Source organism: Asticcacaulis sp. AND118 (assembly GCF_020535245.1).
Classification (GTDB): Bacteria; Pseudomonadota; Alphaproteobacteria; order Caulobacterales; family Caulobacteraceae; genus Asticcacaulis.
On the sequence record NZ_CP084910.1, the window covers coordinates 1014356 to 1033106 of the forward strand.

Genomic DNA, 18751 nt, shown 5'->3' on the forward strand with positions numbered 1-18751 from the left:
CGCTTTTGCGATCCCTGGACGCGGATCAATACTTGTCGTCGAGCTTCTGGATCTCGGTCTTGTGCATCTGAAGCGCCGGCAGGGTCTTGGTGGCGAAGTCCTTCACCGGACCGGCCTGACCGTCCTTCGCTTCTTTTTCGAACAGGTCGATCGTCTTGTCGTGCGCCTTTTGCTGGGCGTCGATATATTTACCGTCGAAGTCTTCGGCGGAGGCATTTTTCAGGTCGTCGAGCATGGCCTGATGTTCGGAATCGAGACCTTCGGTCGGCGGGGTCAGGCCCGCAGCGGTGATGGCGGCCTTCAGCTCGGTGGCCGCCTTGGTGTGGTCGGTGACCATCTTTTGCGCGAAGGCTTTCAGATCAGCCTTCTTGGTGCGCTCGATGGCCAGCTTGCTCGACTCAATCTCGAACACGCCGGCAACAGTGGCGCGGCCCGCGAAGTCGACATTTTCCGATGCGCTGGAAGACACGCTCTCGAAGACGCTTGAAGAGCTTTCCGAAGCGCTTTCGGCGGATTCTTCGGCGGCCTGTTCCTGAGGCGAACCACAGGCGGCCAGCGGCAGGATCAGAACGCCGGCAAGTGCGGCAGTAGCAAGGGCTTTGTGCGAAAACATCAGTCTCTCCAATGTGATAACGGAACTGTGATGGATCAGGACCGTATCAGCGTGGTTGTAAGAAGGTTGCGCCGCTTTTGGCGATGTACATGAAAAAGCCATAAAGCGACGTCAGCCGCGCGGGCGTATTGTCGCGCCGGATGCTTTATGGTTAGCTTGGTTTCTCATTTGCAGATTCCCGCAGCGACAGGCGCCCAATGGTTACTGGCGGCACCCCTTCCGGCGAACCGGCCTACGCCGGTATTGTCTCCGATGCACAGCACCGCAGCGCGCTGCTGGCGGCGATTGTCGAGTCCTCGGACGATGCCATCATCTCCAAGTCGCTGGACGGGATAATCACCACCTGGAACGCCTCGGCTGAGCGCATCTTTGGCTACAGCGCTGCGGAGGCCGTCGGGCGGCATATCACCCTGATCATTCCGCCCGAAAAGCTGGATGAGGAGCATCTGATCATCGGCCGCGTGAGGGCCGGCGAGCGGGTGGAGCATTTCGAAACGGTGCGGCGCGCCAAGTCCGGCGCGCTGGTGGATATCTCCCTGACCGTGTCTCCGGTGCGCGACGACAGGGGCGGCATCATCGGCGCTTCAAAGATCGCCCGTGACATCACACGACAAAAAGCCATCGAGACGCAACTGGTCGGCGCCAATCGTCGGCGCGACGAATTCATGGCCAATATGAGCCACGAACTGCGCACGCCGATGAATGCCGTCATCGGTCTGGCGCACATATTGAGTCTGTCGGCCAATCTGTCGCCGCGCGAGCAGCAATACGTCACGGTCCTCAAACAAAGCGGCGAGAACCTCCTGAGTCTGATCAACAATCTGCTCGACGTGTCCAAGATCGAGGCCGGGGCCGTAGAACTAGAAACGCGCGACTTCAACCTGCCGGAACTGATCGAGAAGACTCTGGCCGCGCCACGCGCCAAGGCCGAAGAAAAGAACATGGTGCTTAGCGCCTCCTTCGGAGCGCAGGTGCGGGAATATTATCGTGGCGATCCGCTGCGCCTGCAGCAGATACTGGCCAATCTGCTCAGCAATGCCGTCAAGTTCACCGACATCGGCAGCGTCGACCTGCGTATCTCGGTCGTGCGTGAAGAACCCGGCGGCGCGGTGCTGCGCTTCGAAGTCATCGATACCGGCATCGGCATCCCAGAAGACAAGCTGGGCCTCATCTTCGAAAAGTTTACCCAGGGTGACGCCTCCATGACCCGCCGTTACGGTGGGACGGGGTTGGGGCTGTCGATCGGGCGCGCCATCGTCGAGCGTATGGGCGGCACGCTGACGGTGACCAGCACGCCGGGTCAAGGCTCGACCTTCACGGCGGAACTGCCGCTCATGCACGACCCTATGCGCACGAAGACCGTCAGGACGGGCGAGGGGCCCCCGCAGGGCCACCGGAATGTGCTGATCGTCGAAGATTATGAGCCGAATGTGATGGTGGTGGCGACGCTGCTGGAGCAGATGGGCCTCGACTATGATGTGGCGCGCACGGGCGCCGAGGCGTTGCGCTATGCCGAGGTCAGCGCCTATGACCTGATCCTGATGGATGTGCAGATGCCCGGCATGGACGGGTTCGAGAGCACGCGGCGCATCCGTCAGATGGAGAATACGCGGGCGCTTTCGGCCACGCCGGTGGTGGCCATGACGGCGCACGTGCTCGATTCCGACCGTCGCCGTTGTTTCGAGGCCGGCATGACGGGCTTTATCCCCAAACCGTTCGAACCGGAAACCTTCATGCAGGTAGTAGGTGAAGCCATGGCGGCGGGCTGAAAAGCGAGGCCTTTCCGACCGTCCACAGGGTTTGTGCGCAAAAAGCCAAATTAGCGCTTGCAAGGGCGAAAAAAATTCGTATGTTCCGCCCCTCACCGCCGGGGTTTACCAACGCCCTTCTGCGAATGCGGTGAAAAGTGGGTGTGTAGCTCAGTTGGTAGAGCAGCTGACTCTTAATCAGCGGGTCCACGGTTCGAGTCCGTGCTCACCCACCATTTTCTCATCCGCCAGCGTCCGGCGAGATTGAAAAAATCCTTAAAATATAATAGGTTATCGGTTTGCTCGTCCGAGATCACACGGTGGTGTCCACCGTTATCTCGCGATTGAAGCGCCGCTTTTCCGGGCAAGACCGGTTGCCGGCTATTTGGCAGTATCCTGTCTCGGGCCTTATCCTTGCCGTTCAAAGCTTTATGTTAGCTTTGGCCTCGATGGGAAATGGCGCACCCGACAGGATTCGAACCTGTGACCTACGGTTTAGGAAACCGGCGCTCTATCCTGCTGAGCTACGGGTGCGTCGGGGTGAACCTAAAGGATGCCGCGCAGAGGCTCAACACCCGGCTCCGACTTTTTTGCGCGAAGCGACCGGTCTTTGTTGAAAACAGACATCCGCCTTCGGGCGTGTGCGAAAACGCGATGGCGGCGAAAAATCCACCCTTGATTGTTCTGGTTTGCTAATTTCGAAAACGGCTTTAGGTTAGATTCCAGTAGGGAGTAACACCCAGTAAGGAGTAGCGTATGCCTGATATTCACCCCGTAGATGTTTATGTTGGCGCCATGATCCGTAAGCGCCGGAAAGAATTGGGCCTGTCGCAACAGGGCCTCGCCGAAGCGCTCGGCATCACCTTTCAGCAGGTGCAGAAATACGAGAGCGGTTTCAACCGCATCAGCGCTTCGAAACTGTTTCAGACTTCGCGAACCTTGAAGGTGCCGATTACCTATTTCTATGAAGGCAAGCCGGAGGTCGGCGTCGAAGCCGCCAGCCCTTCCGAACAGACAGTGACGGCCTTTGCCATCTCGGCCGAGGGCATCGAACTGGCGCAATATTACCCAAAACTGTCGAAAATCAGCCGCCGCAGTATCAATGCCGTGGTCCGGGCGATGCTGCACGATCAGGACGCGCGAAGCGGCGCTGACGCTCAAGACTGATCATGCCGGCCATCAGGGCGAAGACCAGGGCATAGCCGCCCCAGAAGCTGTTGGCGGTTATGTAGACGAACAGGCTGAGGTCCTGGCTCAACAGCGAGGCGAAGTGCCCCAGCACGGCCAGCAGCATGAAGGCGGTGATGAAGGCCGTCCAGAATCGGCGCGACCACAGAGAAAGGATGAAAAAGCCGATCAGGGTCAGGGTATCGACGGTGGCGATGCCGGGGTCGAAGCCCGGTCGCGGCGTTTGCACGATCGGCGACAGAATCCAGGTGAACCAGATGAGAAGGGCGCCGTAGCGTTCCGGCCATTGGCCGCGCCACAGCGCCCATATCCCTACGGTGACGGCCAGCACCGTCGATGTCTTCATCCAGATAAAACTGACGAGGCGTAGCGTTTCGGGGTCCATGCTCCCTTATATCAACCGGCCTGACGGATGTCATGGGCTGCCGTGATCGGCACCACATCGGCGTGGCCCTTCTGAGGGGGAGTTTCAGGGAACTTCTCGGTTTCTCCGCCGCCGGCGGTGGTGGCGTAGCCCATCTTGGCCGAGATGTCGAAGAGGCCGCCGTGGGCGCGAACGATGGTTTTGCGAGCCGTCTGAAGCCCTTTGAGCGTTTCGACCAGATCGTCCATCACCTCGACGCCTTCGACCATCGAGATGCGGGCGTCCATGCGGGCCTGCGCCAAGCTGCTGGTCAGGTTGGCCACCGATATGACGGCGCGTTCGATCTGGGCCTCGGCGTCATGCAGGCACAGGGTTTGGGTGCGGATAATCTCAGCTCGCTTTTTCATTTGGTCGTCGCTCCGTAGTCATTGCCGCTAGAGTCATGGCCGCAAGTGGCCGCCCCGCCGGCCGGCGGTCATACGGCGCGACGAAAGATCTGTTCCATGGCCTCCAGCGTCCCCAGAAGCAGGAACAGGAAGCCGCCGAAAATGAATGCCGCCGTCAGCGCGATCAGGAGGATGACCCCGATCCAGGCCAGCGGTCCCGACGCCTTCAGCCGGGTTTTAAATCGTTGCCACCCTCCGAGGTCAGCCAGGCCGTCGCCGAGACCACGGTCAGGGCCGAATGCTCCGCCCCGAATTTCAGCGCCATGGCCCGCACGCTGTCCACCGTATCCGTAACTTCCGGGAACTTCGCCGGATGGGACAGCGTATTCCACGCCGATTCCAGATCCCGCCATTCCATGCTCAGATACTCGCCCGGTTCCTGTGGCGCTGCTTCGAGCAGACAGGAGGTGAGGGCCATCACCAGGGTCGTCAGCGCCTGCGGTTCCGCCGTTTTGGCCAGCGTCCGGACCATTGTCAGAAGTCCCGGAAGGAGGTGCCTGTATTCCGGATCGGCTAGGGTCGCCCAGGCTGTCTCCAGCTCTTTCCAGGTCATGATCAGCTTGTCGCTGTTGAGGAGATGCGTATTCATGAACCCAGCTTGCCGCATCCGCCCGGGGTGTGGGTATAGCCCTTGGTGGGGGTCCCCCTTCGGGGGGGAGGCCGATCTCCGCCTCATAGGCTGTAAGGAGAAGCGCGGCGTCGCGGCTGCTGGCGACGCCGAGGCGGCGGCGCGCCTCTTCGGTATGCGTCTTGACCGTATGTTCGCTGATTTTCAGCAGGCGCGCGATCTCCTTGCCGCGCTGATGTCTGGCGATGAGGCGCAGGATTTCCTTCTGCCGCTCGGAAAGCAAAACAATCTTGTCGTCGGTCACGCTCACGCTGAACTCCCTGCCTTCTGCCCGACTGAGGAGGTTAACGGGAATTTACCAAACCTACAACTTTTCGCCGCGTTTCCGCCGAAAACGCACGGGTTTTGTGCGTCTTGCAGGCGATTTCGTTTGCACGGCACATCGAATGCTTATGACGCAAGGCGTATAGTGAAAGCGCCGCACATGGTCGTTGATCCAGATCCACCTGCAACGGTCTAAACGCGGCCCGAAGGCCCTGGTCTCTCTACGGGGCCTTCGTGCTTTCCGGACCCTCCCCACATCGCGCGCTTACACACTTCGGGCTATGGTCCGGGCATCGCACGAAGCTGTGGGTCATCCCCCCACCTGTCCAACAGCCTTCGCGATATCAAAGGCCCCGGGCAGAGAGACCGGGGCCTTTTCATTTCACCCCTTACGTGTGACGCGCCGAATTGCATCGTTCTCCGAAATCGGTTATGTAGCGGCGACAGTTTCATATCCGGCGCTTACAAGCCGGTTTCAGAGAGTAAAGCGTAGATCATGAGCGGTTACCGCCACCATGCGGCCCTTGACGAGCTGGTCCGGTTCAACGACCGCCTTCGTGCCGAAGTCTGTTCACTATGTCAGGACGCCACGTCCGAAGCCTGCACGCGGGCCTGGGAGCGTGCCCTGCTCGACCACGCCCAGATTGCGAAGCAACTGATCAGCGAATGCCGGATGGCCAATGTCCATTCTGTGTTTCTGGATGGCATGGAATCGTCGCTGCGTCTGGTGCAGGCGGGCCTGTCCTGACAACGCCCGGGATGGCTTGCCATCCTTGACGAACCGCGCCACTGTGCCGCCCGTTTGCAGCCAAAGGGTTGATGTCATGGCGTTTCGCGATCTGTCCGGCGCAGTCGATTTCAAACATCTGGAAGACTATACGCTGAACGACACGGGCATCATCGAAGAGGTGCTGCGCCTGTTCCAGCAGCAGGCCGAGCTATGGTCGCCTTTGCTCGATGCCGGCCATGCGGGCTGGCGCGATGCCGCCCATACGTTGAAAGGCGCGGCTGCCGGGATCGGCGCCAATGCCCTGTCTGCCGCCGCCGAAGCGGCCGAGCGTGGCGATGAGGCCGGAGCCCAGGGGCGTCTGGAAAAGGTACGCGACGCGCTCGATGCCGCCCTGATGGATGTGGCGGCCTATCTGCATGGACTTGAGCTAAACCGTCTAAAGAGCTGAAATCGCTTGTCGGGGCGGGTTCTGGCCGTTAAACGCGCCTCACTTGCATAGACTGCACCGACCCAAGGCACATACCATGAGCGACGACGAACTCCATATCCTGTGCACCGACCGAGACGGCGTGCAGCACACCCTGCCGGCCATCCAAGGCTGGCGGATCATGGAGATCATCCGCGACAACGGTCTGCCCATCAAGGCCGAGTGCGGCGGCGCGCTGGAATGCGCCACCTGCCACGTCTATGTCGACAGCCAGTGGTGGGACAAGCTGATCGAGAAGACCGACGAGGAAGAGGAAAAGCTGGACGAAGCCTTCCTCGTGAAGCGCCATTCGCGTCTGTCGTGCCAGATCCTGATGCGCGACGACCTCAACGGCCTCGAAGTGACGCTGGCGCCTGAGGGTTGATCCGGGGCTAACGCCGGTAGGCCAAGCACTTCTGGCATTACCGGGGCAAATCGGGTATCGAGGGCGTTAACTACCCGCTTTCAAAGGTTCCCCGCATGAAGACCCTTCGCTCCCTGCTGATCACCGGCGTGGCCCTGCTGTCCGCCACCTCCGCGTTCGCCTGGGGACCGACCGGACACCGTATGGTCGGCGAAGAGGCCGCGCGTGCGCTGCCGGCCTATATGCCTGAATTCCTGCGCAGCGCTCAGGGCGTCGGCGATATCGGCTTCTATTCCAACGAGCCGGACGCCTGGAAGGGGTCGGGCAAGGTCCACGATTTCGAACGCGACTCGGCACACTTCATCGATCTCGATGACGAAGGCAAGACGCTGGCCGGCGTGAAGCTTCAGGAGGTGCCGCAATCGCGTTCGGACTTCGACGCCCTGCTGCGTTCCAAGAACGTCATGCCGTGGAAGTCGGGTTATCTGAATTATGCACTGGTCGACGCCTGGCAGCAGGTGGTCAAGGACTTCGCCTACTGGCGCGGCATGACCTATATGGAAGCCCGCGAAACCGATCCGAAGCGTAAGGCGTGGCTCAAAGAAGCCATCCGCCGCCGCGAATCCCTAACGCTGCGCGATATTGGCATCCTGTCACACTATGTCGGCGACGCCTCTCAGCCGCTGCACCTGTCGATCCACTATAACGGCTGGGGTAAGGAATATCCCAACCCGCAGAACTTCACGCTGGAGCCGATCCACGGCCCGCTGGAAAGCGCCTTCATCAGCGCCAACATCAATAATGACGACGTGCGCGGCGCCATGTCGATCGGCGAGGCCTGCACCGGCGTAGCGGAACGCTGCTTCGACGCCAAGCTGGACCGCAACTGGAAATACGTCACGCCGCTGTACGAACTGTACAAGGCCGGCGGTTTCAACGAAGGCGACGCGCGCGGTAAGGGCTTTATGATCGGTCGTCTGGGGCAGGGGGCTTCGGACCTGCGTGACGTGCTCACCGACGCCTGGCGCGAATCGAAGACCATGGGCTTCGGCTATCCGGCCGTGACCTATGAAGATCTTCTGGCCGGTCGCGGCGATGCGTGGAAGGCCCTGCGCGGCGAAGACGACAAGTAGATGTCCGTCACGGCGCTCAATGCCTACGGCATACAGGTGCCGGGCCTGATCTATCTGGCCCGCACCGCCGCCTACGCCATCCTTCTGCGCGACGGGCGGATGGCGGTGATGCGTCAGAACGGCAAGCTGGACCTGCCCGGTGGTGGCATCGAGGGCGACGAGACGCCTGAAGAGGCTGTGGTGCGCGAATGCCGCGAAGAGGCGGGGTTCGAGGTTGTGGTCGGGGCCTTTGTCGGCGAGGTCTTGCAGTACTTTGTCAATACCGACGGCAAGCCCTACGCCAATCACGCGCGTATCTACCTGGCCGAGATCGTGGCCGAGCGTCCCGAAACCAAGATCGAGGACGACCACGAGACGGAGTGGCTGACGCCGACCGAAGCCTTGCTGGGGCTCGAAAAAGACGGTTACGCCGCCGTGGTGCTCCAATGGCTGCGGACGATTTAATCGTTCTGAATGTTGGAATAATCTGTGGATTATAATCCATTTGATTGAATGATTGAGGCGGCATACACAGTATGTCCGCACTGATACCTTTCCCGCAGTCGGCGCGGTGCGAGCCCTGTATTTTACTTTTCCGCGCTTTTTAATCCAAAAAGTGCGTCCCCCTTTTCCCAAAGCGCTCCGGATGACTCTCGAACAGCTTCGTATCTTCATCGCCGTCGCCGAGCGCGAGCACCTGACCCGTGCGGCGGAGGCCCTGCCGTTGTCGCCTTCGGCGGTTTCGGCGGCCATTGCGGCGCTGGAAGGGCGTTATGGCGTCAAGCTGTTTGATCGTATCGGTCGCCGGCTGGCCCTGACCGAGGCCGGGCGGTTGTTCCTCATCGAGGCGCGGCGCGTGCTGGCTCAGGCGCGCGAGGCGGAAACCGTTCTGCACGAGGTGGCCGGGGCCCAGCGCGGGCTTTTGTGCCTCAGCACCAGCCAGACCGTCGGCAACTACTGGATCGCCTCGCGGCTGGCGCGGTTTCGCGACGATTTCCCCGGCGTCGAGGTGCGGCTGCATATCGGCAATACCGAACAGGCGGCGGCTCTGGTCCTGAGCGGCGAGGCCGATATGGGGCTGGTCGAGGGCCGTGTCGACGATCCGCGCCTGTTCGTGACGCCGCTCGAAGGCGACCGGGTGGTCATGGTGACCCCGCCGGGCACGGACGAGACGCCGCAGCGTTTCGTGGCGCGGGAAAAAGGGTCCGGCACGCGGGCCATTCTCGATGAGGTGCTGCGGGCGCAGGGCTTAAGCGAAGAGGCCATCGTCCTGACCTTGCCGTCTAACGAAGCCGTGCGCGCCGCCGTCGAGGCCGGGAGCGGGGCGGCGGTCCTGTCGTGGCTGGTGGTCGAAGGCGCGGTTGCCGCCGGGCGGTTGGCCGCGCGGGAGATAGATGTGCCGGTGCGCCCCTTTCACCTGATCCGGCTGAAAGAACGCAGCGAAGGGCGCGCGGCGGCAGCGTTTAAAACGATCTGCGCAGGATGAACTCAAAATCGGTCGTGCCGCCGACCTTGAAGCCGTAATCGCCGACGCGCTTGAAGCCGTAGCTGCCGTAAAGCTTCTGTGCGCGGTGGTTCTCGCTCCACACGCCGATCCATTGCGGGGCGTCGCCGTAGCGGGCCTTGAGGAAGGCCAGCCCGATCTCCAGCAACTGTTTGCCGAGGCCGGCCCCCTGTGCGTCGTGATGCACGTAAAGGCGCTTGATTTCCCCCTGGGTTTCCGGACGGGCGTCCATGTGCGGCAGACTGACCGGTCCGACCTGAATATAGGCGACAGCGCGGCCCATATCGTTGCGTACGATACGCCAGAACTGGTCTTCGCCGTCGATCTCTTCGGCCAGTACGTCGGGGGCGTAGGCCTTGTCGAGATAGGCGTTGAGGTCGGCGGCCGGATAGAGGTGGCCGAAAGTATGGATAAAGGTGTCGCGCGCCAGCCTGGACAGGTCGGGCAGGTCGGCGCTCTGAACGTGGTGAATCAACATAGTCGCGTTATAGAACGGACGGGCGGCGGAGGCTACTCCACCGCTCGTCCGTGCCATTACGCTTTCAATGCCGCCGTCAGCACTTCGCGGGGGGTCTTCGGGGCCCGACCGGTCAGGGTCTTGACCGCATCGGCGGCGCCGTCGAGCTGACCGGCGCGGATGGCGGCTTCGGCTGAGGTCAGCATGTCGGCGACGAAGTCGGGCAGGCCCGCGGCCTTGAGGCCACCGGCATATTGTTCGTCGGTGACGGGGACGATGCGCACGGCTTTGCCGGTGGCGTCATTGGCGATGGCGACGACTTCGCCATAGGTCAGGGCGTCCGGACCGGTGACGGTGTAGGTGCCGCCGGGGGCGTCGCTGAGCGCGGCGACGGCGGCGCGGGCGGCGTCTTCACGCGCCACATAGGCTACGCGGCCTTCGGGGGCTGAGGTATAGAACTGACCGGTTTCCAGCGCGTGCGGCAGGCTCATCAGCAGGTTTTCGATGTACCAGTTGTTGCGCAGGATCGTATGGGCGATGCCCGAAGCCTTGATGGCCTGCTCGGTGCCGTAGTGATCGGGGGCGAAGGTGATCTTGTTGCCCGGCTCCGGATTGGGCAGCGAGGTATAGACGATGTGCTGAACGCCGGCGGCCTTGGCGGCTTCGACGGCGGCGGTGTGCTGCTTCAGCCGCAGGCCCGGCATGGCGAGGGCGTCGGTCGAGATGATCAGCACGCGGTCCACGCCCTTGAAGGCCTCGGTCAGGGTTTCCGGCTTGTCGAAATCGGCGGCGCGGGTGGCGAATTTGGTGTTCAGTTTCGACGGATCGCGCGAGGCGGCGATGACGGCGTGCGGGCTATTTTCGAGCGCTTTGAGCACGAGCTGACCGAGCTGTCCGGAAGCGCCGGTGACGAGGATGGTGGACATGGATGTTCCCTTTCGCTATATATTTCGCATTAGTCTCAAAATGAGATCATGTGCAAAATAGGAACCTTTGCGCGCCTGTAAAGACGGCACTATTTCGGGAGATAGGGATGAAAAGGGAACTATTGGAGCGCAGCCCAAAAAGTGGGGACCGGTTTTGGGAATCGGCTGCGCGACCCCTCAGCGTTGAGCAAGGAGAGGCTGACATCGCCGAAAGCGTGCTCAATGCCGGGTTCGATATGTCGAACTGCCCGGTGCGCGACGTGATGGACCATATCGGCGGCAAGTGGTCGAGCCTGATGCTGCTGGTGCTGTCGACCAGGCCGCATCGTTTCGGAGAGTTGAAACGCGCCGTGCCGGATATTTCGCAGCGTATGCTGACTCAGACCCTGCGCGATCTGCAGCGCGACGGCTATATCAGCCGCCATGTCTTCGCCACCGTGCCGCCCAGCGTGGAATACCGTCTGACGCCTCTGGGGGAATCGATCATGCCGCCCCTGACGGCATTGGTGGCGTGGGCGGTGGATAATCACGCCCGTATCGCCGAAGCGCGCAGGGCGTTTGATCAAGCAGTGTAATTCCTTCGCCCCCGCGGGGAGAAGGTGGCGCGAAGCGTCGGATGAGGGGGCCTTGTTTGCGGAAATTCCCCCTCACCCCAACCCTCTCCCCGCAGGGGAGAGGGGGAAGCTTTAAGCCTTAAGCGCGGTCCAGGCATCGACAAAGGCCGTGGCCTTGGCGTGGACGATTTCCGGCGTGTCGCCGGGCTTGTAGACGCTGGAGCCGATGCCGAAACCGGCGGCACCGGCGGCGATAAAGTCCTTCATATTGCCGGGCTCGACGCCGCCGACCGGGAAGACCGGCAGGGTGCGCGGCAGGACGGCCTTGACCGCCTTCAGGCCCTTGGTGCCGGCCAGTTCGGCGGGAAACAGCTTCAGCGCGTCCGCGCCCGCGTCGATGGCGGCGAAGGCCTCGGTCGGGGTGAAGAAGGCGGGGAATGAGATCAGGCCCAGCGCCTTGGCGAAGCGGATGACCTCAGGGTTGGCGTTCGGCGAAATACAGATCTGGCCGCCGACATCGTACAGCTTTTGCACCTCATCGAGCTTGAGCACCGTGCCGGCGCCGACAATGGCCCTGTCGCCCAGATGCGCGGCCAGCTTCTCGATCGAGATGAAGGGTTGCGGCGAGTTGAGCGGCACCTCGACCACCTTGAAGCCGGCGCTGATCAGGGCGTCGCCGACGGCGATGGCTTCTTCAGGGCCGATGCCGCGCAGGATGGCGACCAGCGGCAGGGTGGCAAGGGTTTCCTGCCAGCGTTGGGTAAGAGTCATTTGGAACTCCGGAGCTTGTGGATGGCCCAGAGGCCGGATTCAGAGGCGGCATTGCCGTCGAAGCGCGTCACGTCGGTGAAGCCGGCGAAGTCCAGCGCCTTTTCGTACAGATCGACCAGCGCGCCGTCGCCGACGAGGCGCACGGGGCTCTTGCCGTGGCGCTCCAGCTCGGCGACGATTTCCGCACCGATGAGGATGCCCGACAGGTAGGTCGCCAGATGCTCCGGCGCGATATTGTTGAACAGGGCCTCGGTGCGCACCGAGAAGATGACCGACAGGAAGGCGCGGTTATACATGCCGCGCTCGACGCCCTTGAGGAAGGCGGCTTCGTTATCGGTGCTGTTTTCCATCAAAAGGCCGAGGATCGAATGGGCCTTGAGCACCTGAAACATTTCGCCGGTCATGTGGGTCGAGAAGGACTCGACCTTGCCGCCGCGTACCAGCGCCCACTTGGAATGGGTGCCGGGCAGGACGAAGAAGCCGTCCGTCTGATCGGATTCGAGGATGCCGAAGATCTGGGTTTCTTCGCCACGCATGACGTTGAGCAGGCCCGTGCCGGGGCTTTCGGCAAACAGGCCGGGGACGATGGCGACGTCCAGCTCGGAGGGGGCCTTGACGAGGCCGTCGGCAAGGGTTTGCAGGCTGGCCGGGCAGGCGGCGTAGGGCGCTTCGACCCAGCCTTGGCGCGAGCCGACCATGCCGGACAGCAGGAAGGGCAGGTGCTCGAGACCGGCGAAGTCGTCCTTCAGGACGCTGAGGAGCGCCTGCTCAAAGCTCAGCACGCCAAGGTTTTTCAGGCCGATATTGGCGGCGTGACGGGCGATGACCTTGCCCGCTTCGTCATAGAGGAACAGGCGGAAATTGGTGGTGCCCCAGTCGGCGGCGATCAGCGAAGGTGTGGTCATGATTTGGCTCTTTTCCCCCTCTCCCTTGAGGGAGAGGGTGCCGCGATAGCGGCGGGTGAGGGGGAAGGAGGGGGTTCCCCCTCATCCGACCCGCAAGCGGGCCACCTTCTCCCTCAAGGGAGAAGGACAGTCTGTCCTACCCCTTGAACTTTTGCGGTTCAAGGCCAGTGTGGCCCCGCAGCCATTCACTTGGGATTTCAAACAAAGTCCCGGCTTCACGATCGTCCGGCATGTCCACCGCGGCGGACGTGACGAAGACACGATCCAGCGCCTCGCCCGCAAAGCAGACATTGGTGATCTGCCTGGCGGGCATGTCGATGGAGAAGTCGAGCGCGCCTTCCGGGGTAAAGCGGCTGACTTTACCGCCGCCCCAGTGGGCGATCCAGATGCCGCCTTGCGCATCCGTCGTCATGCCGTCGGGCGAGCCCCACGCATCGGGAAAGTGGACGAACAGGCGTTTGTTGACCGCCTCGCCGTCCACGATGTCGAAGACAAAGACGTCGTTTTCGCCCGAATCGGTGTGGTAGATTTTCGAGTGATCGGGCGAAAAAGTCGGACCGTTGGCCACCTGATAAGGCCCGTCGATCTCGACATGGCTGAGGTCGGTATCGAGGCGATAGAGCGCGCCGGACTTCTGCGTCTGAGGTTTGTGCATCGATCCCGCCCAGATACGGCCTTTGTCGTCGGCGGCCGCGTCGTTGAGGCGGTTGCCCGGTTCGTGCGGGAAAGGATTGGCGATGTGCTTGAGGATAAACGGCTCAAGGCTCAGTTCGTGGAAGCCGCTCATCAGACCGGCGATGAAACCGCCCTTTTCGCGCTCGATGACCCAGCCGATATGATCGGGCAGATACCAGGTCTTCGCCGAACTGTCGGCCAGATAATAGGCATGCAGGCGGTTGCCGAGAATATCGACCCAGTAGACGCATCCGTCGCGCTTCGACCACAACAGGCCTTCGCCCAGAGCCGCGCCCGGTTTCGAGCGGCGAATGATAGCATCGGTCATCGGTTTCCTCCGGTTCTTATAAGCGCCTTTCTTTTGTCCGACTATACAAAACCATGCAAGTCGTCAAGTTTTGTATGATAAATAAGTCGTGCCGCATCGCTGTGCCGCAGGTGCTGTCGCCAAGGGAATAATGGTCAGAAAAATCAGCCCTATAGCTAGAAATCCCGGAAATGTGACCTTACGTCTATCTTGACGTTTGCGTAAAGAGTGCGCAATTAGTGCGCAACCGATAATTCTAGGAGGACGTCCATGCCCAACCTGAGCCCAGGAGCCTATATCTACGACGCGGTGCGCACGCCGCGCGGCAAAGGCAAGAAGGATGGCAGCCTGCATGAAATCACCGCTCTGGACCTGTCGCGGCAGGTGCTCAGGGGTCTGAAGGATCGCAACGGCCTCGATACGGCGCTGGTCGATGACGTGGCCTTCGGCTGCGTGACTCCGGTCGGCGAGCAGGGCGGCGACATCGCCCGCGCGGCGGTGCTGGCGGCGGGCTATGCCGAGACGACCGGCGGGATTCAGGTCAATCGCTTCTGCGCCTCGGGCCTTGAGGCCATCAATATTGCGGCAGGTAAGGTCATTTCCGGCGAAGCCACCATGGCCATCGGCGGCGGCGTCGAAGCCATGAGCCGCGTGCCGATGGGCTCGGACGGCGGGGCGTGGGCCATCGACGTCAATGCGGCCTTCCCGACCTATTTCGTGCCGCAGGGCGTTTCGGCGGACATGATCGCCACCAAGTGGGGTTTTTCGCGCGCCGATGTCGACGCCTATGCGGTCGAATCCCACAAACGCTCTGCGCAGTCCTGGGCCGAAGCCCGCTTCAAAAAGTCGATCCTGCCGGTGAAGGATCAGATGGGCGTCACCCGTCTCGATCACGACGAAACCATCCGCCCCAATACCGACATGCAGACGCTCGGCAGTCTCAACCCGTCCTTCGCCATGATGGGCGAAATGGCTTTCGACGCCGTGATCAATCAGCGCTATCCGGAAATCGAGCGCGTCAATCACGTCCACACGCCGGGTAACTCCTCGGCCATTGTCGATGGCGCGGCCGCGGTGCTGATCGGCTCGGCCGAAGCGGCGTCGCTGTCGGGCCTCAAGCCGCGCGCCCGCATCAAGGGCATGGCCTCGATCGGCTCCGAGCCGTCGATCATGCTGACCGGCCCGTCCTACGCCACGGAAAAGGTGCTGAAAAAGCTCGGCATGAGCGTGTCGGACATCGACCTTTACGAACTGAACGAAGCCTTCGCCTCGGTCGTCCTGCGCTACATGCAGGCGCTCGATATTCCGCACGACAAGATCAATGTCTGCGGCGGCGCCATCGCCATGGGGCATCCGCTGGGGGCGACCGGTGCGATGATCCTCGGCACGGTGCTCGATGAGCTGGAGCGCACGGGCAAGGGCACGGCGCTGGTCACTCTGTGCGTCGGCGGTGGCATGGCCACGGCCACGGTCATCGAGCGCATTTAAGAACAGGGCAGGGAGAGACACAATGGAATGCTTCAAAACCGAACTCGACGCCGACGGCATCCTGCTCTGCACCTTCGACGTGCCCGGCAAGACGATGAACACCTTCACCAAGCAGGCGCTGGCCGACCTTTTGTCGATCGCCGAGCGCGCCAAGGCCGAGGCCGATATCAAGGGCGTGGTGATCACCTCAGGCAAGACGACCGGTTTCTGCGCCGGCGCGGACCTTGAGGAAATGCTGGGTGGCGCGTGGGAGGCGAAATCCGACCCGAATGATCCCGAAGGCGCGCTGAAGGCCGGCTTTACCGCTGCCTTTGAGATGAACCGCGTCTATCGCGCGCTGGAAACCTGCGGCAAACCGGTGGCCGTAGCTCTGAACGGTCTGGCGCTGGGCGGCGGTCTGGAACTGGCGCTCGCCTGCCACTATCGCGTGCTCAATGACGGGCCGAAAACCCAGGTCGGCCTGCCGGAAATCAAGATCGGCCTTTTCCCCGGCGGCGGCGGTTCGCAGCGCCTGACACGCCTGATCGGCGCGCAGGCCGCGCTGATGGCCATGTCGGAAGGCAAGAGCTTCAAGCCGAAGGACGCGCTGGCCGCCGGCATCGTGCACGAGGTCGTGCCGGTCGGTCAGGAGGTCGAGGCGGCCAAAAACTGGATCAAGACCACTTTAGAAAAAGGGGGGGGCGCTCCGTACGCCCTGTGGGACAAGAAGGAGTATAAGCTGCCCGGTGGCGGGCCCTACCATCCGGCGGGCGCGCAGATCTTCATCATGGCCAATGCCCTGCTGCGCAAGCAGTCCTATGGCAATTATCCCGCCGTGGTGAACCTGATGCGCGCCGTCTACGAAGGGCTGCAACTGCCGTTCGACAGCGCCATCAAGGTCGAGAGCCGCTACTTCGTCAACACCCTGCAAACCCCGCAGGCCAAGGCGATGATCCGCACCTTCTTCTTCTCCATGCAGCAACTGGGCAAGGGCTCCGGCCGTCCGGCGGGCGTGCCGAAGACCGACCCCAAGCAGGTGGCCGTGCTCGGCGCGGGCATGATGGGCGCGGGTATCGCCTACGTTTCAGCGCAGGCGGGGATCAAGGTCATCCTGATCGACCGCGATCAGGCCTCCGCCGACAAGGGCAAGGCGCACTGCGAAGGGCTGGTTAAAAAGGCCGTGTCGCGCGGCAAGCTGACCCCGGAAAAGGCGCAGAGATTGCTGGACCTGATCGTGCCCACGCCGGACTATACGCAGATTGCCGGTTCCGATCTGGTGGTCGAAGCCGTGTTTGAAAACACCGAACTGAAGGAGAAGGTTACCAAGGACGCCGAGGCCCAGCTCTATACGGGCGATAAGGCCGAAACGGCGATCTTCGGCACCAATACATCGACCATCCCCATCTCGCTGCTGGCCAAGGCCTCGGTCGATGCGTCCAAATTCATCGGCATCCACTTCTTCTCGCCGGTCGACAAGATGATGCTGGTCGAGATCATCCGCGGCAAGGAGACCTCGGACGAGACGCTGGCCAAGGCGATCGATTACGTGCTGAAGATCCGCAAGACGCCGATCGTCGTCAACGATGCGCGCTTCTTCTACGCCAACCGCTGCTTCATCCCGTTCACCGCCGAAGGCCTGCACCTGTGGGCCGAAGGCTATGCCCCGGCCCTGATCGACAATGTCGGTCGCGCCACGGGGATGCCGCGCGGGCCGCTGGAGATGATGGACGACGTGGCGCTTGACCTGCTGGTCAAGATCACCTCCGAAACCGCCAAGGCCATGGGCGACGCCTATGTGCCCATCCCCGGCGAAAAGGAGGTGGCGCAGATGGTCGCCGATGGGCGTCTGGGCCGCAAGAACAACAAGGGCTTCTACGACTATCCGGAAGCCGGCGGCACCAAGACCCTGTGGCCGGGCCTGTCTGAGAAGTTCACCGTCACAGTGGACGACTCGACTCCGGAACTGGTCGAGGAAATCCGCAAGCGCCTGCTGTATATTCAGGCAGTGACGGCGGCGCGCTGCTTCGAGGAGGGCGTCATTACCGATCCGCGCGAAGCCGATGTCGGTTCAATCCTCGGCTGGGGCTTCGCGCCGTGGTCGGGCGGGATCGTCTCGCTGATCGACGCCATCGGAACGGCCAGGTTCGTCGAGGAACTGGATGCGCTGGCGGCCAAGCACGGCGACCGCTTCGCTCCGCCGCAACTGTTGCGCGACATGGCCGCGAAGGGCGAGACCTTCTACGGACGCTTCGGCAAGACCGACGAGGCGAAGGCGGCTTAAACCACCTCAGGCAGAACATTGAAAGAGGGGGTCATTTTGGCTCCCTCTTTTGGTTTGGGTGAGACGCATTGAAACATCTGGTAATTTTTCTGCACGGTGTAGGCTCGTGTGGCGCGGACATGATCGGTCTGGGGCGGCACTGGGCTGAAGTCCTGCCGGATACGGCGTTTGCGGCACCTGATGGACCCGATCCTTTCGACATGTATGCGCAGGCCAGCGGACGTCAGTGGTTTTCGGTCAAGAGCGTGACGGTGGAGAACCGTGCGCAACGCCTTGTCGAGGCGCGTGAGGCCTTCGATGCGACCCTGCGGCACATTATGACAGAACGGGGCATAGATGATCCGGCACGGGTGGCGCTGGTCGGGTTTTCGCAAGGGTCGATCATGGCGCTGGATGCCGTGGTCAGCGGACGCTGGCCCGTCGCGGCGGTGGTGGCCTATTCCGGGCGGCTGTCTTCGCCGCCGCCGTGGGCCCCGGCGTCCGTGCCGGTCCTGATCGTGCACGGCGATCAGGACGAGGTGATCCCCTTCTCCGAAAGCCTCGATGCCGCCGAAAAGCTTAAAGCGGCGGGCCTGAATGTCGACGCGCACATCCTGCCGGGCTTAAGCCACAGCCTCAACGCGCCCGGCTCGCGGCTGGGTTCTGCCTTTCTGGCCCGCCACCTTATCGGTGTTTAGCCGTCTTCTTCCGGCGTCAGGGTCTGCATGCTGAGGGCATGAATCGGGCCGGTCAGTTCCTCGCGCAGCGCGGCATTGACTGCCCGCTGGCGCGCCACCCGGTTCAGTCCGCGAAAGGCTTCTGAAACGATCACTACGGAAAAGTGACTTTCGCCCCCTTCACGCGCGCCCGAATGCCCTTTATGTTTATCGCTGTCATCGTAGACTTCCAGACGCAGCGGGGCGAAGGCCGCCGTAAGTTTGGTCTCGATGCTATCGCGTATTTTACCCATAATTTAACCTCAAAAGGGCTTTATTGAAGCCC

Annotated in this window: 23 protein-coding genes and 2 tRNA genes; 14 read left to right on the forward strand and 11 right to left on the reverse strand. The window is 62.1% G+C overall.

Translation table 11 applies throughout. The features are described 5' to 3' along the window. Positions 1 to 25: 25 nt before the first annotated feature. Entirely contained in the window at positions 26 to 613 is a 588-nt protein-coding gene (locus LH365_RS04930; protein ID WP_226745067.1) for a DUF4142 domain-containing protein, read from the reverse strand. Between the two features lie 197 nt (positions 614 to 810). On the opposite strand from LH365_RS04930, the gene LH365_RS04935 reads away from it, so the two are divergent. Then, positions 811 to 2382 carry a PAS domain-containing hybrid sensor histidine kinase/response regulator gene (locus LH365_RS04935; protein WP_226745068.1) on the forward strand — a complete coding sequence of 524 codons (1572 nt, stop codon included), beginning with the start codon at positions 811 to 813 and terminating at the stop codon, positions 2380 to 2382. Positions 2383 to 2521: 139 nt separating this feature from the next. After that, a tRNA-Lys gene (locus LH365_RS04940) sits at positions 2522 to 2597 on the forward strand. 221 nt (positions 2598 to 2818) lie between these two features. Here the strand turns inward: LH365_RS04940 and LH365_RS04945 are convergent. Beyond that, positions 2819 to 2895 (reverse strand) — tRNA-Arg (locus LH365_RS04945). Between the two features lie 222 nt (positions 2896 to 3117). Between LH365_RS04945 and LH365_RS04950 the strand changes: the two genes are divergently transcribed. Beyond that, a complete protein-coding gene (locus tag LH365_RS04950) occupies positions 3118 to 3528 on the forward strand; it encodes a helix-turn-helix domain-containing protein (RefSeq protein ID WP_226745069.1) in 411 nt (136 codons plus the stop codon). Here LH365_RS04950 and LH365_RS04955 read toward each other — a convergent pair. The 3 genes from LH365_RS04955 to LH365_RS18740 all read right to left on the reverse strand — a co-directional run bounded on the left by LH365_RS04955 (position 3461) and on the right by LH365_RS18740 (position 5210). Next, positions 3461 to 3934, reverse strand: coding sequence for a hypothetical protein (locus LH365_RS04955; protein WP_226745070.1), 474 nt, complete (start codon positions 3932 to 3934; stop codon positions 3461 to 3463). The genes LH365_RS04950 and LH365_RS04955 overlap by 68 nt on opposite strands. Before the next feature lie 11 nt (positions 3935 to 3945). Then, positions 3946 to 4320, reverse strand: coding sequence for a hypothetical protein (locus LH365_RS04960; protein WP_226745071.1), 375 nt, complete (start codon positions 4318 to 4320; stop codon positions 3946 to 3948). 68 nt (positions 4321 to 4388) lie between these two features. Next, positions 4389 to 5210, reverse strand: a complete 822-nt coding sequence (locus LH365_RS18740; RefSeq protein WP_226745446.1) for a response regulator transcription factor — start codon at positions 5208 to 5210, stop codon at positions 4389 to 4391. Here LH365_RS18740 and LH365_RS04970 point away from each other — a divergent pair. The 7 genes from LH365_RS04970 to LH365_RS05000 all read left to right on the forward strand — a co-directional run bounded on the left by LH365_RS04970 (position 5103) and on the right by LH365_RS05000 (position 9409). Then, positions 5103 to 5447 (forward strand): hypothetical protein, encoded by a 345-nt coding sequence (locus LH365_RS04970; protein WP_226745506.1) that lies wholly within the window; start codon positions 5103 to 5105, stop codon positions 5445 to 5447. The two genes, LH365_RS18740 and LH365_RS04970, sit on opposite strands and share 108 nt — an antisense overlap. A gap of 300 nt (positions 5448 to 5747) precedes the next feature. Continuing rightward, a complete protein-coding gene (locus LH365_RS04975) occupies positions 5748 to 5999 on the forward strand; it encodes a hypothetical protein (RefSeq protein WP_226745072.1) in 252 nt (83 codons plus the stop codon). Between the two features lie 76 nt (positions 6000 to 6075). After that, complete coding sequence (locus LH365_RS04980; RefSeq protein WP_226745073.1) at positions 6076 to 6429, forward strand: Hpt domain-containing protein; 354 nt, start codon at positions 6076 to 6078, stop codon at positions 6427 to 6429. 76 nt (positions 6430 to 6505) lie between these two features. Beyond that, the gene (locus LH365_RS04985) at positions 6506 to 6832 is read left to right on the forward strand and encodes a 2Fe-2S iron-sulfur cluster-binding protein (RefSeq protein ID WP_226745074.1); all 327 of its coding nucleotides are present in this window, start codon (positions 6506 to 6508) and stop codon (positions 6830 to 6832) included. Between the two features lie 95 nt (positions 6833 to 6927). After that, complete coding sequence (locus LH365_RS04990) at positions 6928 to 7944, forward strand: hypothetical protein (protein ID WP_226745075.1); 1017 nt, start codon at positions 6928 to 6930, stop codon at positions 7942 to 7944. Beyond that, complete coding sequence (locus LH365_RS04995) at positions 7945 to 8388, forward strand: NUDIX domain-containing protein (RefSeq protein WP_226745076.1); 444 nt, start codon at positions 7945 to 7947, stop codon at positions 8386 to 8388. It abuts the gene before it with no gap. A gap of 181 nt (positions 8389 to 8569) precedes the next feature. Further along, entirely contained in the window at positions 8570 to 9409 is an 840-nt protein-coding gene (locus tag LH365_RS05000) for a LysR family transcriptional regulator (RefSeq protein ID WP_226745077.1), read from the forward strand. Here the strand turns inward: LH365_RS05000 and LH365_RS05005 are convergent. Together LH365_RS05005 and LH365_RS05010 are read right to left on the reverse strand one after the other, a co-directional pair. Beyond that, positions 9387 to 9905 carry a GNAT family N-acetyltransferase gene (locus LH365_RS05005; protein ID WP_226745078.1) on the reverse strand — a complete coding sequence of 173 codons (519 nt, stop codon included), beginning with the start codon at positions 9903 to 9905 and terminating at the stop codon, positions 9387 to 9389. The genes LH365_RS05000 and LH365_RS05005 overlap by 23 nt on opposite strands. A 56-nt stretch (positions 9906 to 9961) precedes the next feature. Beyond that, positions 9962 to 10810 (reverse strand): SDR family oxidoreductase, encoded by an 849-nt coding sequence (locus LH365_RS05010; RefSeq protein WP_226745079.1) that lies wholly within the window; start codon positions 10808 to 10810, stop codon positions 9962 to 9964. A 107-nt stretch (positions 10811 to 10917) separates the two neighbouring features. Between LH365_RS05010 and LH365_RS05015 the strand changes: the two genes are divergently transcribed. Then, positions 10918 to 11385, forward strand: coding sequence for a helix-turn-helix domain-containing protein (locus tag LH365_RS05015; RefSeq protein ID WP_226745080.1), 468 nt, complete (start codon positions 10918 to 10920; stop codon positions 11383 to 11385). A 111-nt stretch (positions 11386 to 11496) separates the two neighbouring features. Here the strand turns inward: LH365_RS05015 and LH365_RS05020 are convergent, their stop codons facing one another. From LH365_RS05020 to LH365_RS05030, 3 genes are all read right to left on the reverse strand, one after another. Then, a complete protein-coding gene (locus LH365_RS05020; protein WP_226745081.1) occupies positions 11497 to 12135 on the reverse strand; it encodes a 2-dehydro-3-deoxy-6-phosphogalactonate aldolase in 639 nt (212 codons plus the stop codon). Continuing rightward, positions 12132 to 13040, reverse strand: coding sequence for a 2-dehydro-3-deoxygalactonokinase (locus tag LH365_RS05025; protein ID WP_226745082.1), 909 nt, complete (start codon positions 13038 to 13040; stop codon positions 12132 to 12134). The genes LH365_RS05020 and LH365_RS05025 overlap by 4 nt, the downstream gene beginning before the upstream one ends. 136 nt (positions 13041 to 13176) lie before the next feature. Next, a complete protein-coding gene (locus LH365_RS05030) occupies positions 13177 to 14043 on the reverse strand; it encodes an SMP-30/gluconolactonase/LRE family protein (RefSeq protein ID WP_226745083.1) in 867 nt (288 codons plus the stop codon). A gap of 249 nt (positions 14044 to 14292) precedes the next feature. On the opposite strand from LH365_RS05030, the gene LH365_RS05035 reads away from it, so the two are divergent. The 3 genes from LH365_RS05035 (at position 14293) to LH365_RS05045 (ending at position 18447) form a co-directional block, all read left to right on the forward strand. Continuing rightward, on the forward strand, positions 14293 to 15510 hold the full coding sequence (locus tag LH365_RS05035; protein ID WP_226745084.1) for an acetyl-CoA C-acetyltransferase: 1218 nt from the start codon (positions 14293 to 14295) through the stop codon (positions 15508 to 15510). Positions 15511 to 15532: 22 nt separating this feature from the next. After that, positions 15533 to 17770 (forward strand): 3-hydroxyacyl-CoA dehydrogenase NAD-binding domain-containing protein, encoded by a 2238-nt coding sequence (locus LH365_RS05040; RefSeq protein ID WP_226745085.1) that lies wholly within the window; start codon positions 15533 to 15535, stop codon positions 17768 to 17770. Positions 17771 to 17889: 119 nt separating this feature from the next. Next, complete coding sequence (locus LH365_RS05045) at positions 17890 to 18447, forward strand: alpha/beta hydrolase (RefSeq protein ID WP_255606698.1); 558 nt, start codon at positions 17890 to 17892, stop codon at positions 18445 to 18447. Here the strand turns inward: LH365_RS05045 and LH365_RS05050 are convergent. Then, the gene (locus tag LH365_RS05050) at positions 18444 to 18719 is read right to left on the reverse strand and encodes a BolA family transcriptional regulator (protein ID WP_226745087.1); all 276 of its coding nucleotides are present in this window, start codon (positions 18717 to 18719) and stop codon (positions 18444 to 18446) included. The two genes, LH365_RS05045 and LH365_RS05050, sit on opposite strands and share 4 nt — an antisense overlap. Positions 18720 to 18751: the final 32 nt, after the last annotated feature.